The sequence below is a fragment of the Gramella sp. MT6 genome (genome assembly GCF_019357415.1).
In the GTDB taxonomy this organism is placed as follows: Bacteria; Bacteroidota; Bacteroidia; order Flavobacteriales; family Flavobacteriaceae; genus Christiangramia.
Genome location: NZ_CP048410.1, coordinates 2,488,891 through 2,502,151, shown reverse-complemented (window position 1 = coordinate 2,502,151; position 13,261 = coordinate 2,488,891). Strand labels below are relative to the sequence as shown.

At 33.4% G+C, this 13,261-nt stretch carries 11 protein-coding genes; 1 reads left to right on the top strand and 10 read right to left on the bottom strand.

From position 1 onward, the window contains the following. The 10 genes from G3I01_RS11225 to G3I01_RS11180 all read right to left on the bottom strand — a co-directional run bounded on the left by G3I01_RS11225 (position 1) and on the right by G3I01_RS11180 (position 12,374). Positions 1 to 2,403 carry a tyrosine-protein kinase family protein gene (locus G3I01_RS11225; RefSeq protein ID WP_219547900.1) on the bottom strand — a complete coding sequence of 801 codons (2,403 nt, stop codon included), beginning with the start codon at positions 2,401 to 2,403 and terminating at the stop codon, positions 1 to 3. A 2-nt stretch (positions 2,404 to 2,405) separates the two neighbouring features. After that, the gene (locus G3I01_RS11220; protein ID WP_219547898.1) at positions 2,406 to 3,182 is read right to left on the bottom strand and encodes a polysaccharide biosynthesis/export family protein; all 777 of its coding nucleotides are present in this window, start codon (positions 3,180 to 3,182) and stop codon (positions 2,406 to 2,408) included. An 8-nt stretch (positions 3,183 to 3,190) separates the two neighbouring features. Beyond that, complete coding sequence (locus G3I01_RS11215; protein WP_219547896.1) at positions 3,191 to 5,167, bottom strand: nucleoside-diphosphate sugar epimerase/dehydratase; 1,977 nt, start codon at positions 5,165 to 5,167, stop codon at positions 3,191 to 3,193. Between the two features lie 9 nt (positions 5,168 to 5,176). After that, entirely contained in the window at positions 5,177 to 6,331 is a 1,155-nt protein-coding gene (locus G3I01_RS11210; protein ID WP_219547894.1) for a DegT/DnrJ/EryC1/StrS family aminotransferase, read from the bottom strand. Next, positions 6,324 to 6,938 carry an acetyltransferase gene (locus G3I01_RS11205; protein WP_219547892.1) on the bottom strand — a complete coding sequence of 205 codons (615 nt, stop codon included), beginning with the start codon at positions 6,936 to 6,938 and terminating at the stop codon, positions 6,324 to 6,326. Before G3I01_RS11205 ends, G3I01_RS11210 begins: the two co-directional genes overlap by 8 nt. After that, positions 6,938 to 7,543, bottom strand: a complete 606-nt coding sequence (locus G3I01_RS11200; RefSeq protein WP_219547890.1) for a sugar transferase — start codon at positions 7,541 to 7,543, stop codon at positions 6,938 to 6,940. The genes G3I01_RS11205 and G3I01_RS11200 overlap by 1 nt, the downstream gene beginning before the upstream one ends. 44 nt (positions 7,544 to 7,587) lie before the next feature. Further along, on the bottom strand, positions 7,588 to 8,751 hold the full coding sequence (locus tag G3I01_RS11195) for a glycosyltransferase family 4 protein (protein ID WP_257710566.1): 1,164 nt from the start codon (positions 8,749 to 8,751) through the stop codon (positions 7,588 to 7,590). A gap of 76 nt (positions 8,752 to 8,827) precedes the next feature. Next, positions 8,828 to 10,072 carry a hypothetical protein gene (locus G3I01_RS11190; RefSeq protein ID WP_219547889.1) on the bottom strand — a complete coding sequence of 415 codons (1,245 nt, stop codon included), beginning with the start codon at positions 10,070 to 10,072 and terminating at the stop codon, positions 8,828 to 8,830. 212 nt (positions 10,073 to 10,284) lie between these two features. Then, entirely contained in the window at positions 10,285 to 11,277 is a 993-nt protein-coding gene (locus tag G3I01_RS11185) for a hypothetical protein (RefSeq protein WP_219547887.1), read from the bottom strand. 317 nt (positions 11,278 to 11,594) lie between these two features. Then, entirely contained in the window at positions 11,595 to 12,374 is a 780-nt protein-coding gene (locus G3I01_RS11180; RefSeq protein ID WP_219547885.1) for a hypothetical protein, read from the bottom strand. A gap of 218 nt (positions 12,375 to 12,592) precedes the next feature. On the opposite strand from G3I01_RS11180, the gene G3I01_RS11175 reads away from it, so the two are divergent. Continuing rightward, positions 12,593 to 13,261, top strand: coding sequence for a hypothetical protein (locus G3I01_RS11175; RefSeq protein ID WP_219547883.1), 669 nt, complete (start codon positions 12,593 to 12,595; stop codon positions 13,259 to 13,261).

Sequence of the window (13,261 nt, the reverse complement as noted above, 5' to 3'; positions counted from 1 at the left end):
TTAAGTAGATAATCTTCTTTTTAGTCGTTTCCATCTACTTTCTTTATCCACACCGTAACCATATCCATATCCGTAGGAGTATCCATACTGAGCACCATAGGAAAACTTAGAGTAATCCACATCATTAAGAATAACCGCAAGTCCTTTAAGCTTTCCTTGCTTTTTAAGATCCTTCGGAAATTCTAGAAGATTCTTCTCAGTGAAATCTGCTCTGGTTACATATAGAGTATAATCGGCAAGCTGACTAATAAGAAGGGTGTCGGTAACAATCATTGCGGGAGCTGTATCTACAATTATATAATCATATTTAGTCCTTGCCTCCTGAATTAGGTCCTCCATCCTGTCATTCATTAATAATTCAGCAGGGTTAGGAGGTATTGGTCCTGAAAGTATAATATCTACTGAAATATTATCGTCATTTGTTTTAGATATAATATCATCAGGATTCACATCAAAATCATAAAGAAAATCTGATAAGCCTTTCTCTTTTGATCCGGCAGTGGATTCAGTATAACGGTGAAGTTTTGGATTTCTTATGTCCGCACCTACAAGTAAAACAGATTTTCCGGTACTAGCTAAAGTCCTTGAGAGGTTATAGGAGATAAAAGTTTTTCCCTCTCCTTTAACAGTAGAGGTTACAAAAATTACATCACCACGATCTTTATCCTTATTTTGAATTAGATAGGCAAGATTAGTCCGCAATATTCTGAATGATTCTGCAAGTGGGGATCTATCATTTAAATGTATCACATCGTTTTGATCTGCTCCTATTCTAGGTACTTCCCCAATAAATGGTACTGATTTAATTAAAGGTTGTAAATCACCTTTGTGGTGAACCTTTGTATCTAATAAATTTTTAATGAATATAATTGCTATTGGTACGATTAGACCAATAAGGAAACCTCCGACTAAGATCAACCAGGGAGCTGGATCTACAGGATTATCCAAAGTAAAGGCAGAGTCCACAACTCTTGCAACGGAGGCCGTTGCAGCATAGGAAATAGCTGCTTCCTCTCTTCTTTGTAATAAGAATAAATAAAGCTGCTCCTTAATTTGTTGTTGCCTTTCAATATTTCGCATACCCTTTTCCAATCCAGGAAAGGTGCTAAATCGTCCTTGAGCATTATTTTCTCTGGAACTCAATTCATTCAATCGAACTTTAATGGACTGCCTAGTACTTTCGATATTCTCATATAAATTTGACCTTAACCCATCTAATTGATCTGATAAGGCTACTACGACGGGATTACTAACTGTTGATCCTTTTAAATACATATTACGCTCCATAACCAATGCATTATAAGTGTTAATTAATCCAGAAATACCACCTTCGCTAATTCCGACTTCGGGAAGAAAATCATACTGCCCTTGTTTTTTTAAAAGATTTTCTATTGATTGTAATAATTCTAACTGAGTTTCTAGGTCAAAAATCTGTTGTTCGGCAGCTGAAAATTTGGATTGAAATTCTGCCGCTCCAGATTCTACGCTCATTATCCTATTTTCACGTTTGAATTCTGCAATACCAATTTCCACAGAGTCCAATTCATTTGTTATCATTTCTAGCCTTTCCTGAATAAAAGCTGTAGTATTCTCTGCCACCTCCTGCTTATTCGCTACTCCCTCCTCATTAAATCTCTCCATCAAGTTATTAAGAAAATCCTCTGATTTAGAGCTTGATTCATTTACAATAGAAAGTTCCAGAATATCTTTTGCCTGACCTTTAGGTGTAATCCACAAATTTTGAATATACCTGTTGGCAGTCTCCCTTACTGGTTCTAAAATAAAATTTACAGTTTTTGAATTTTTAAAAGAATCTTGAGAATTCCCAGATTTAGGAAGAACAGTAAAATCCAAATTGCTCAAATTAATGATGTCTCCAATTTTATGGATTCTACTATAGTCAGAATTACTTGATTGCAAGGTAAATTCTGTTTCAGAAGTTGGAGTAATGAAAATATTCAAATTTGAATTATTCACAATAGAATCGGGAGAAATGAATTCCAACTCTAATGGGCTCGATTTATAGGCTTCTACAGCAATAACGTTCCCTTCTATGTAATAGGATTTGTTCAGATCCAATTCATCAATAACCCTTGAGACTAATTGCTTGGATTTAAGTTTTTCTACTTGGCTCTGTAAACCATCATCCTGAAGTGATAAAATTGTACCTCCTCCAGAAGGCAAGGCATTCATTGCGTTCTTTTCCTGATCATCAACCATTATCATTGTAGCCCAGGTTCTATATTTAGGAATCGTGTATCTATTGTATAAATAAGCCAGCAACCCCCCCAATAAAAACCCAAAAAGAATCCACTTCCAATAAATCAAATATTTATAGATCTCTGCCTTTAGATCAAAATTTGATTCATTATTATCCTCTGAAAATTCAGTAAGTTCTTCCATTCTTAATTGAAGCTATTTATTAGCACGTAAATTCCAATAATTGTTGTTCCTAATGAAATGATTCCTTGATAACTTGTAAAAAACCCAGCTGATTTTACAGCACGATAACTAGGTTCTACATATACAATATCATTCTGTTTTAAATAAAAATAAGGACTAGAAAAAAGATCAGTCTGGGTCATATCAATCGTCCCTATCTTTTTGACGCCATCTATTTCTCGTATAATGGTAATATTTTCTCGTCTTCCATCGTATGTAATATCCCCTGCCATAGCTATTAATTCTGGCATAGAAACTCTACCATCCTGAATCTCAACTCTACCCGGATTACTTACCTCACCTAAAACAGTTACGCTAAAATTTACTATACGTACGTCAACAATTGGATCTTTAACATACACTTCGATTTTCTCTTCTAATTTTTTTTGGATTTCTGTTCTGGTTAATCCTTCTACTTGAATTTGTCCTAAAACTGGAAAATTAATCATTCCATCTGGGCTAACCAGATAGCCGGTCAATGCCAGACTTTGGTTACCCCCACCACCCGATTGCTGCCCACCTGTCTTCATTTGAAAAGGTTGTACGATTTCCTCATTTATTGAAGAGGAGGACACATTAATCCTAAGAACATCATTCTTCTCAATTTTAGGTTCATAATTTAAAAGGTTTTGCTGCCCTTCCAAAGTATCTTTTCCTTCATAGAAATAGACAACTTCCTTTTTTGTTGCACAGCTATTTAGAAGTAAGGTCAAAATTATTAACCTGAATATATTATTCATAAATTCTCTTAATCTTTTTTAAGTTCTGCAATATTATCGAGTCTTTCATAGGATGAATTATTACTCTTAAATTCCGGAATTAGATCTTTTAATTTTGCAACAACCTTATCATTTTTTAACTTATTGGCAGATTTAATGATCTTAATAATCTTCTGATTGATCATCTCGTAATTTCGTACCACTTCCTGCCCAATCATTATTTTTTTATGATGCGTCGGTAAAGTCTTGCATTCATCGTTTAGCAACTCTTCATACAGCTTTTCACCTGGTCTTAAACCGGTTATTCTAACTTTTATATTCTTATTGGGTTGATATCCGGCAAGTTTAATCATTTTTATCGCCAAATCCATAATCTTCACAGGCTCTCCCATATCGAAAACGAAAATTTCTCCACCTTTCCCCATAGCACCTGCTTCTAAAACTAGCTGACATGCCTCAGGAATTGTCATGAAATATCTAATAATATCAGGATGTGTAATGGTCACCGGTCCACCCTGCTCTATCTGTTTCTTGAACAAAGGCACTACAGAACCATTGGACCCTAATACATTCCCAAATCTTGTGGTAATAAATTTTGTTCTATGACCGGAATGGTTTAGTTGCTCGTGATATAAGGATTGAACATACATTTCTGCAGCTCGCTTCGAGGCCCCCATTACATTACTCGGATTCACAGCCTTATCCGTAGAAACCATAACAAAATGGCCTACTTTATATTTAACTGCTAGATCGGCCAAATTTTTAGTTCCGTGAATATTAACAAAAACAGCTTCATGAGGATTACTTTCCATCAAAGGAACATGTTTATAAGCTGCTGCGTGATATACTACGTCAATTTCTTGATTCTGGAACATCAATTCTAGCCTCTTCTGATTCCCAACATCGCAAATAATAACCTGAAAATTAAGATCTGGAAACATTGATTCAATTTCCAATTGCAAATTATGAAGCGGCGTTTCAGCTTGGTCCAGAATAATCAATTTTTTTGGATTATACTCTGAAACCTGCCTTACGATCTCACTCCCAATGGAACCAGCTGCACCGGTCACTAAAATAGTTTTGCCGGTTAATTGATCGATCTTATTTTGTACCTCAAGTTGAATAGGTTCACGTTCCAAAAGATCTTCAATTTGTAAGGTTTTGATGTTCTTAGCAATAGGCTGATTATCATCCCAGGAAGAAACTAAAGGCGCATTATAGACTGCTATGTCATGTTCTAGACATTCTTCTACTAACTGAAATTTTTCTTCCGCTGTAAAGGAGTTTTCGGAAAAAATTATTGCATCAGCGCCTAAAAAATGAACCTCTTCATGTATTTTTTGTGAATGGTGAAGTACTGGTTTATCCAAAATCCGAAGGCTTTTCCTTCCCGTGCCATTTCTTTCAGATAGAAAACCGACTATTTTAAATCTTTTTGGATGTTCTATGTCTAATGCACCTGCAATAGATATCGCGTTTTCATCCACACCTAGAATTACGGCTTTAATTAAAGCTTCATTCTTTTGAACAACTTTGAAATACTCGTAAGCTTGTTTAACACTTAATCTAAAAAGAAAAAGTAAGGAAAAAGAAATCCATAAGTTTATAAGTAGGCCACCGACTAGGAAAATCTTCTCCCCAATTAAAAAATAAGTAGCATAATTTATTAATAAAAGACTCAAAAATACACCAACTGTGGCCAATAAAAGCTTTAAGGCATCGACGTTGGAAGAATATCGTATAATCCCCGCGTAAGTTTTGAAAATATAGAAAAAGAAAATATTTACACCGACAACAAGCAAAGTTTTTTCGAAAAAACTAAGTAATGTGTATTGGAATGGTGATAGATCAATTAAAATAAAAATCGTTAAAACGGTTGAAATTGTAACCAGACCTATATCAATCATCAAAACAGCCCAACGAGGAAGATATTTCAGATTTCTAATATCTAAAGCATTATCGGGACCAGAAAGAATGTTTTTGAGGGCTTTATCGAATCTACCCATAATTTAACTCTATTTTTTCAAACAATTTAAAATTGCCATTTTCAATCTATCTCTATCATTATCAGTTAGATTAGATCCACTCGGCAAACATAAACCATTTTTAAATAAATTTTCGGCAACTCCTGTTCCATAAAATGGATATTGTTGGAAAACTGGTTGCATATGCATTGGTTTCCATAGTGGCCGACTTTCAATATTTTCCTCTTCCAGGCATTTTCTCAGGTCTTCTCTACTAATCCCATTTGTTTCGTCCTCGTCAACTTCAATCACGGTTAGCCAATGATTACTAAAAAAATCATCAGAAGGTTCTTTGTGTACCTTCACCCCTGTTTCAGAAAGGAATAAATTTACGTAAAATTGAAACATATCCCGCCTGGCTTCCACCCTTTTATCCAAAACCTCCATTTGCCCTCGTCCTATACCGGCTGAAATATTGCTTAATCTATAATTATATCCTATTTCACTATGCTGGTAATGTGGAGCATCATCTCTGGCCTGAGTTGCCAGAAAAACTGTCCTTTGTTTTTCTTCGATCGACCTAGTGACTAAGGCTCCACCTCCAGAAGTAGTTATGATTTTATTTCCATTGAAGGAAAGAATAGAAAAATCACCTAAGGTTCCACAATTTCTATTCTTATATTTCGAACCTAAAGCTTCAGCGCTATCTTCAATAATAGGAATCTCATACTTTTCAGAAATACTTTGAATTTCATCTACCTTATATGGCATTCCATATAAATGAACTGCAATAATAGCCTTAGGCTTTTTCCCTTTTGAAATTCTATCTTTAATAGCAATTTCCAGTTGCTCCGAACAGATATTTAATGTATCTCTTTCACTATCTACAAAAATCGGTTTGGCTCCCAGGTACATTATGGGGTTCGCAGAAGCTGCAAAAGTCATACTTTGACAAATTACTTCATCTTCGGGCCCAACGCCTAATTGGATTAGAGATAAATGAAGGGCAGCAGTTCCTGAACTCAAAGCAGCCACTTCAAGTCCTTCTGAATCAGCAGGGTCGAGATAACTTTTGATATCATTTTCAAAACCATTTACATTGGGTCCAAGAGGGGCTATCCAATTCTGATCAAATGCATTATGAATGTATTTTAGCTCATTGCCCCCCATATGCGGCGAAGAAAGCCAGATCTTTTCTTTACTCATTGTCTAATTTATTGAATTTTATTATCCTCCCTGGGTTTCCAACTACTACCGCAAAATCTGGGATATCATTAATTATTACAGCACCCGCACCAATTGTTACCCAGCGCCCAACGCTAACACCTGGAATAATGGTCGCTCCAGCGCCCACTTGAGTTCCTTCACCTATCTTCACGTTACCAGTAATTGTAGAACCTGGAGAAATATGAACGAAATCTTCAATTTGGGTATCATGTTCTATTATAGCACCTGAATTTATTATACAATGCTTACCAATTACGACAGATGAATTAATGGTCGCATTAGCCATAACTACTGAACCTTCATTAATCACAACATTTTCAGAAACCACGGCTGATTTATGCTTCAAAGCTTCAGAAAACGGGTTGGAGATTTTACAAGCTATTTTCTTTCTTGTCATGTTATTACCTACAGCAATAACCAGATCTTGTGATACCATTGATTCATCAAAATCATGTTTTACCTCAAAACCCTGAATTTTATTTATGGACCTGTCATCATCTAAAACGAAATCAATAGACTTTTTGCCTATAGATTTTACTATATCAATAATCACTTTAGCATGTCCGCTGGCACCAAATATTATCATTAATTGTTTCCGTTAAATGGTTCTGTTGTAGCCATATTTTCAGTATTAATACCTTCAGAAACTAATACTTTTTTTATAGTCTTAAATAAAATTTTGAAATCTAAACTAAAAGATAAATTCTCTACATACCAAACATCATATTCGAACTTTTGTGTCCAGCTAATAGCATTTCTACCGTTAACCTGAGCCCAGCCAGTAATACCCGGTTTTACATCATGCCTCTTTTTCTGCCTTTCAGAATAAAGTTTTAAATATTCCGGTAATAACGGTCTTGGCCCTACAATACTCATGTCTCCTTTCACCACATTTATCAACTGAGGAATTTCATCCATGGAAGTCTTTCGTACCAATTGACCTACAGATGTCAATCTAGACGCATCTGGCAATAAATTTCCAGAAGCGTCTTTTTCATCTGTCATTGTACGAAATTTGACAATCTGAAAATTCTTTCCATGTTTTCCAGGCCGTTTTTGAAAAAAAAATGGTTTTCCATTATTTACTATAAAAAGCAATACGGCAAAGGTTATAAACAAAGGGCTTAATAGAATAAGACCAATCAACGCAACAATGAAATCTAGAAAAGGTTTTATAAATTGCTTATACATTGCTTATAACAGATATTTATTGTGATCTTAACGCAGCGGCGAATTTAATCATGTTTATAGAGGACCTCTAATTCTTTGTATTCTTTTAACAGAATTTGCCAGAATTTCTCCCTTTCATACTTTGTCTGAATAGTACCCCTTGCCTTTTCTGAAAGATTTTTCATCAGTGTTGTGTCCTTTAAAAGTCTTTCCATTGCAGCTTCGAGTTTTTCCTGGTTTTTCACCTCTACAATGAGACCATTTTCTTCATTCGTAACAATTTCATTGCATCCATTAATATCACTCACAATTACAGGCAATTCCATCGCATTAGCTTGCATAACCACATTTGGAAAACCTTCCCTGTAACTTGGAAAAGCTAAAGCATCAGAAATAGCAAAATACGGCCTGACATCAACTTGATATCCTGTTGTGAAAATTTTTGGGTGTGAATGAATTAAATCAAAAACATCATGGTCCAAAGGATCAAGATCTTGTTCAAACGGCCCTACCAGTAAAAGAGAAATATTTTTTACCTTTTTATGAAGATTAACAAAAGATCTGACCAATTCGTTTATTCCCTTCTCCTTGACTAACCTTCCAACGAAAATATAAATGAAATCATTTTCTGAAATTCCTAGGTTATTCTTTAATTCCTGATTAAGTATAGAGTTATATCTAGAAGGATCAAAATAGGAAGTGTCTATACCATTCGAACTACCCTGACCCAATACTTTTAACTTGGATTCTTTGGCGTATCTCAGATCCAAAATAATTTCTTTTAGTTTGAAAGAATTCGGATAAACTTTAGTAGCCAAATGGTAAGTCAGTTTTTCAACGGTATCAAGCACTTTTCTTTTATTTCCGGTTGTTTCAAGCAGAGGTAAACCCGCTACAGTGTGTAACCTTATAGGTACTCCGGCCATTTTCGCTGCTAACATACCGATAATTCCCGCTTTGGGAGTATGGGTATGAACAATAAGTGGTTTCTCCTTTTTTAAAAATCTATATAATTGAAACAAACTCTTTAAATCCTGAATTGGCGTAATCGCCCTAGTCATTTCAACAGGAAATATTTGCACTCCATTATCCTTTCCATATTGTTCTAGTCTATTTCTTTCGGCAGATACAGCTGTTACTTCATAAAATCTACTCATAAAGCTAAGCTGGCCTTCTAATAGTTTTTCTAGGGATAGTGGGATGGTGGTAATTCTGATTAATTTGTGCACGAAAAAGATTTCTGATTATTTTTCAAATTTATATCTTTTTGATCGACATCAACAATACAAATTCATATTGGCATTTTTAAAATTTTAATAGCGGTGTGTTCCGCGATGAAGCGATTAAATTGAACTTCTCTAATCTTAATTTAACCTCATTAGACTTCTCATACGCCAAAAAATAATAGATAACGAAAAACATAAAATACATTATCATAGTTTTTTGCCTGATCATGATTCCAAGATTAGACATTACGAAAGTCATTGCAAATGAAGTTAAAATAAAAACCATCAAACTTGATTTTACATGCGAGGGAGCATTTTTCCAAAATTTGAAAAAATTAAGTCTGAAAATCTTGGCAAATAGTAATAAATAAACAAAATTCTCAATAGAAACTAGAATACCTAAGAAACCGGGTGCATCTAAAAATAATGGTCTAAACCAAAAAGTAAAAATCTTTTCAGGAAGGCTATATCCAGCCATATTAACTCCTGACGTGGCCGTGCTAAGATCTTCAGATCTTTGACTTGTAAATGCGATAAAATCTGCTATTAGGTTATTTGAATTATTCAGATTAACTACCCCTAAAATTTTATCTTGTAATAATATTAAACTAGCCAAAATAGCTATACCTCCAAATACTTTATATCTCTTAGATATCATATTTTTACCAAAATAGAGGCCATATAAACTTCCTATGCATAATAATAAAAACATATGGGGTCTTACCGCAAAAATCAGAATAGAAGAAACAATTAAACCAATTATTCTCTGAGTGGGCTTAGTAATTGAAAAAGCAAATAACATTAAACCAAAAAATATTAATGCTCCTTTTCCAAGACTAGCCGACCAAAAATGCATATTAGGAAAAAATAATATCAAGGTTAGGAGATCTACTTTTTTAAAAACTTTTACTTTTTCTTTAATGTTCTCTTTAAAAAACAAAAATCCGAAAACAAAGCCCCAGTATCCTATCCAGGTAAAAAGTAACATCATCATTTCGTAACTAAAGCCCATGAAATGAATAAAGGGATAAGAAATAAAATCAATAAAAGTTGTTTCCGTTCCAAATAATTGCCCCCAGTTACCTTCAAAATTATCTGAACGTCTGAAGTATGCTTTACTGTCTGAAGGATTTGAAAAAGCGTACAAATAGTAAATAAGCCCAAATAACAGATGATAATAGAAGAGAATATTCAATTTAAATTTTGAATTTATAGTATGTCTCTTTTTTAATTTTAACAGCAATATCTGATTAAGTTCATATAAAAACGGAATCAAAAAAATTACCTCTATAATATTGAAAAAGTTCTCGATGTTAAGCTCCATAATGTCTTCTATTCAAAACAATATTAAGCAAAGGGCCTGCCATCATTATTTTCGAATTGATATATGGACTTACAGGGGGAATAAACCCCAATATTAGGTTCTTATGAATAGAATTTTGTATAATTTTTCCTCATAATTGTAGAACTAAATAAGGCTTCAAATAAAAAAGACCGCTAAAATTAACGGCCTTTTTAAATTTATGCATTGAAATCCTAATCAGGAACTACTCTTATTGTTAAAACTACAGAATCACTACATTCTCCCTCGGTAATAGTGTATGTTGTAGTGTAATCACCAATAATACCATCACCCCCTTTATAGGATCCAAAAGCTTTGATAATATCCCAGATCCCAGGATCAAAAGTACCATCCCAAGGAACACCTGGTTCAAGCAAACTTAGATAAATTGCTTTGACCTTATCAGCATTCGGAACGGCCTTAGCTTCAGTTAAGGTCATTACCTTAATAGCATCTTCTCCAGCATTCAATTCACAACCAATTGGATCAGTAAAATCAGGTATAATCCTTAAAGTTAAAATAACTGAATCTGTACAATCACCATCTGAAACCGTATAAGTGGTAGAGTAATCTCCGGGTATACCACCTGAACCTTCAGAATCAAAAGCCCTTATAATATTCCAAATAGAAGGATCAAAAGTACCATCCAATGGAACCCCAGGTTCCAATAAACTTAAATACAACCTGGTCACTTTATCTTTATTAGGAATGGCTTTAGCCTCTGAAACAGTCATTATTTTAAAATTGTCTTCTCCCGCATCCAGATCACAACTCGGAATGTCCGTTTGATCTGGAACTACTCGGATAGTTAACTCAACTGAATCTGAGCATTCATCATTTAAGACCGTATAAATGGTAGTATAATCTCCGATATTTCCACCGCCAGATGAATTAAAAGCTCTAATGATATTCCAAACAGAAGGATCAAAAGTACCATTGGTTGCAACTCCTGGTTCCAATAAGCTCAAATATAAATTTTTAACCCGATTTATATTTGGTATAGCTATAGCCTCACTTAAGGTTAAGGTTATATTATTATCAGGTCCGGCACAAGAATATTCCTCATCGGAGGTATGGGAATTGGCTGTATTGATTTTTTGTTCAATAATCTCATCCTCAATTGGATCTACTGAGCATCCAAGAAGAAGCAAACCTAATAAATAGGTTAATAGTAATTTTGCTTTCATCGCAGTTAATATTTAGAATGGTGTACTTAAATTTACACCATCTATCGCTGCTAATTCAATAATTTCGATTATTGGATGAAATACTAGTTGGACGCTAATATTAATCGGATTTTAATTTTTAATTTGAAAGGTTTAACTTAACTTTTGTAAGTTTAATTAACTAAATATCAAATACCTATAAAGTATGAACGTATAATTAAAATCAAAAAAATAAAATAGATTCGGACTATTTCAAAAGAGTTTAGCATTTCAAATCTAACGGTAAGTTTAAAAATAGAATTCATTTTTAGAAAGACAGAGTATTTTTGCTAGGCTGATTATTCATCATCTGGAATAACATAAAGAGTTAAAAATACACTATCCATGCACTCCCCCTCTTCTATTGTATATTTAGTTTTAAATTCCCCAATAGGATTGTTAGCAAAATTTGAAATAATTTCATCTATAGTTGGTTCAAATATACCGTTGGTAGGAACTCCGTCATCTAATAAATCTAGATAAAATAGTTTAACTCTATCCTTATTAGGTATAGCTCTTGCTTCAGACTCATTTAAGGTCGTAGAGTTATCATTACCCGCGCTTATTAAAGCACACGGATAACAGTTTTTCAATTCATAATTAAAATATTTCCAATTTCCGAAATTTACCCTCATATCTCCAACCCACTTTCTTAATTTATGAGGACCGTCAAAAAACACCAATGAAGATAAAGTCAATTCATTATAGTTCTCACTTATTGGAATTTGATAGTCAAACTGAGTAGAATTAGGATCAAGGTTTATCTTAACTTTCATGTTGCCTGGTGGCAAGTTACCCTTTCCAACGAGAGGAAAACTTTTCAGATCATTATCATAATGGAGGTAAAACTTGTCAAGTAAATATGGGTTAAATGAACTAATCGTTATATAAATAAAGGATTCATCACTTTCTATCTTAAACTCTCCGAAATCATCTAAATTATAAATAGTGGGTTGGCAGTTTAATTTACCCAAGGAGTAATTAACTTCGTTAATTTCAAATTCATTTACCTCTATAGGTTCTTTGCTGCAAGCAATTATTACAACAAAAACAAAGATACTTAGACCTATTTTTCTCATAAACAAGTAATTAATGTTTTTGGAAAATAGGTAAACTATGATCTTATTAATAAGAATTATTTAATTTTTCGACCAATTGTCTTATAAATCAGATAAAATAAATTTTATTTAATTAAAAGTTTATTGGTTATCCCAACTTTAGAAGATTTAGAAGATTATATTTTAATTGAACTATTATTTATATTATAAATATAAATTTGATCTATCATAAAAATTAAATGAAAAATAAAAAATTAATAATTTACGGAATAGGGTCATTTGCTGAATATGTTCAATATTTATTTGATAAGGATAGTCAGTACGAAGTAGTTGGATTTTGCGTTGAAAGAACAATTTTTGACCAAACATCAATAAGTCTTTATAATAAACCACTTATTCCATTCGAAGACATTATGAAGGTTTTCCCTCCGGAATCTTATTATCTCTTTATAGCTGTTGGCAATAATATTATAAGGAAGAGAATTTTTAATCTGGCTAAAGAATTAGGTTATAAATTAGCTAAATTTATTTCTACGAAAACTATTTGTTGGGAAGATTTAAGCTACGGTGAAAATACATTTATTGATGAAGGGTGTAAGATACATCCATATGTTGAAATTGGTGACAATTCTATAATAATGTTTTCTAGTATAGGTCATCATACAAAAATAGGAAGCCACAATTTAATTAGCGTCAGCACTTTAGGCGGAAGAGTTACAGTGAAAAATGAATCTTTCATAGGCATGAATTCAGTTATTAAGCAAAACGTAACCATTGCTAGTAAAAATATAATAGGTATGGGCTGCGTAATTGAAGGAGATACCCAGGAAAATTCTGTTTACAGTAATAAAGGCACAACAAAAAGAAATACTACTTATGATAAAGTAGCCAATAGATTTTTGAAATAA

Bases quoted from the DNA above. Each gene is read 5' to 3' on its own strand.
- G3I01_RS11225 (WP_219547900.1), bottom strand. From the start codon at position 2,403: ATGGAAGAACTTACTGAATTTTCAGAGGATAATAATGAATCAAATTTT.
- G3I01_RS11220 (WP_219547898.1), bottom strand. From the start codon at position 3,182: ATGAATAATATATTCAGGTTAATAATTTTGACCTTACTTCTAAATAGC.
- G3I01_RS11215 (WP_219547896.1), bottom strand. From the start codon at position 5,167: ATGGGTAGATTCGATAAAGCCCTCAAAAACATTCTTTCTGGTCCCGAT.
- G3I01_RS11210 (WP_219547894.1), bottom strand. From the start codon at position 6,331: ATGAGTAAAGAAAAGATCTGGCTTTCTTCGCCGCATATGGGGGGCAAT.
- G3I01_RS11205 (WP_219547892.1), bottom strand. From the start codon at position 6,938: ATGATAATATTTGGTGCCAGCGGACATGCTAAAGTGATTATTGATATA.
- G3I01_RS11200 (WP_219547890.1), bottom strand. From the start codon at position 7,543: ATGTATAAGCAATTTATAAAACCTTTTCTAGATTTCATTGTTGCGTTG.
- G3I01_RS11190 (WP_219547889.1), bottom strand. From the start codon at position 10,072: ATGGAGCTTAACATCGAGAACTTTTTCAATATTATAGAGGTAATTTTT.
- G3I01_RS11185 (WP_219547887.1), bottom strand. From the start codon at position 11,277: ATGAAAGCAAAATTACTATTAACCTATTTATTAGGTTTGCTTCTTCTT.
- G3I01_RS11180 (WP_219547885.1), bottom strand. From the start codon at position 12,374: ATGAGAAAAATAGGTCTAAGTATCTTTGTTTTTGTTGTAATAATTGCT.
- G3I01_RS11175 (WP_219547883.1), top strand. From the start codon at position 12,593: ATGAAAAATAAAAAATTAATAATTTACGGAATAGGGTCATTTGCTGAA.